This is a genomic window from Methylophaga sp. UBA1464 (assembly GCF_002325665.1).
GTDB lineage: Bacteria > Pseudomonadota > Gammaproteobacteria > Nitrosococcales > Methylophagaceae > Methylophaga.
Genome location: NZ_DCSO01000066.1, coordinates 1 through 1,413, shown reverse-complemented (window position 1 = coordinate 1,413; position 1,413 = coordinate 1). Strand labels below are relative to the sequence as shown.

General features: G+C 48.8%; 2 protein-coding genes. Both read right to left on the bottom strand.

Going from position 1 to position 1,413, the window contains the following annotated elements:
• Positions 1-817: lipopolysaccharide heptosyltransferase I (gene waaC, locus B3O33_RS07995; RefSeq protein WP_292363358.1), on the bottom strand; the 817-nt coding region annotated here is incomplete at its 3' end.
• 28 nt (positions 818-845) lie between these two features.
• Positions 846-1,413, bottom strand: a 568-nt coding sequence (locus B3O33_RS07990) for a phosphotransferase (protein WP_292363357.1), incomplete at its 5' end; no start/stop codon positions are given.

Here is a 1,413-nt window from a genome sequence, read left to right as displayed (position 1 = left end):
CCACGGCAGCAAGATGGGCCAATCCGGTATCACTGCATACCGCACCTGCCGCATGGTGCATAATCGCTGCGATATCGTTTAAGCCTAAACGCGGTAAGGCAAACGCCATTGGATCGACCGAGGCAATCTGTTGAGCACGCAGATATTCTTCATTATTGCCGCAAGGCAATAGCACCGCGTAACCTTCGGCTCGCGCCTGAAACACCAATTGCTGCCAGAAATTAATCGGCCAGAGTTTGGTCAGCCAGCTGGCATTGTGAACAAACATCAGATAACGCTCGGGTAAGGCAAACTCGAGCTCCGGTAACGGATATTTACTGAAATTCGCCGCGTATTTTGCGGGCGTTTTAGGCAGCGGATAGTCCAGCGCCTTTGAGAGGATCTGCCGCATCCGATCCACGGCATGTTGTTGTGGATTAACCGTTATTGGATATTGATAGGCCAGATGTGCCGGACGTTCACGACAGGATTCCTTGTCCAGTCCATAGACCGGACCGCGACGTAATTTACTGACAAGTGCGCTTTTCAGATTATTCTGCATATCAACGACAGCATCATAACCATCCAGATTCAAATCACGATAAAACTGACGTAATTCACCACCGGTCAGCGTTTGCCAGGCGGATTTCTTCCAACGACGATGTGAGGTGGTGATGACTTTACGAACATTTGGGTGCCATTTGGGTACTTCGGCAAAGGCTTCATCGACCACCCAATCAAATTCAATGCCAGGAAAGGCTTTGGCCGCATCGGTCAACGCCGGTAAGGCATGCATTAAATCGCCCATGGAGGTGAGCTTGATGATTAATACTTTCATAAACGGAAAAACGCTTGATGAAATAACATCAAGCGTTTTGCAAAGTATTTAAAGACAATGGGTTGTGCCGATGCTGCTGCAGGATTTTCAAAAATGCATCGGGATTTTTAATCTGTGTCATTTCACCTTCACGCGGGAAAAGCTGATCCTGCAGACGTGACAGCCAGAAACGTAATGCTGCGGCACGACAAACCAGATTCCAGTTGGATTGTTCGGCTTCGTTGAGTTGACGGCGTTGCAGATAGGCATCCATCAAACGCTGATAGCGCTCGTGATCAATCAGCCCCTGTTCATTAACACACCAGTCATTAACCGCCACGGCCAGGTCATATATCAGAAACTCATCGCAGGCATAGTAAAAATCAATAATGCCTTGCAGTTCATTGTCGACAAACAGGGCATTATCGCGGAATAAATCCGAATGGGTGACACCCCACGGTAATTCCAGATCGCTGTAATGTTGCTGAAAATCGAGTTCTGCCTTGAGCATTTGTGCCTGCTCAGCGGACATATGTGGCAATAAGGTTTCGGCCATCGATTCGCGCCAGTCGGCACCCCGTTGCGTTGCCCGACGATGTTTAAATTTCTCACCGACC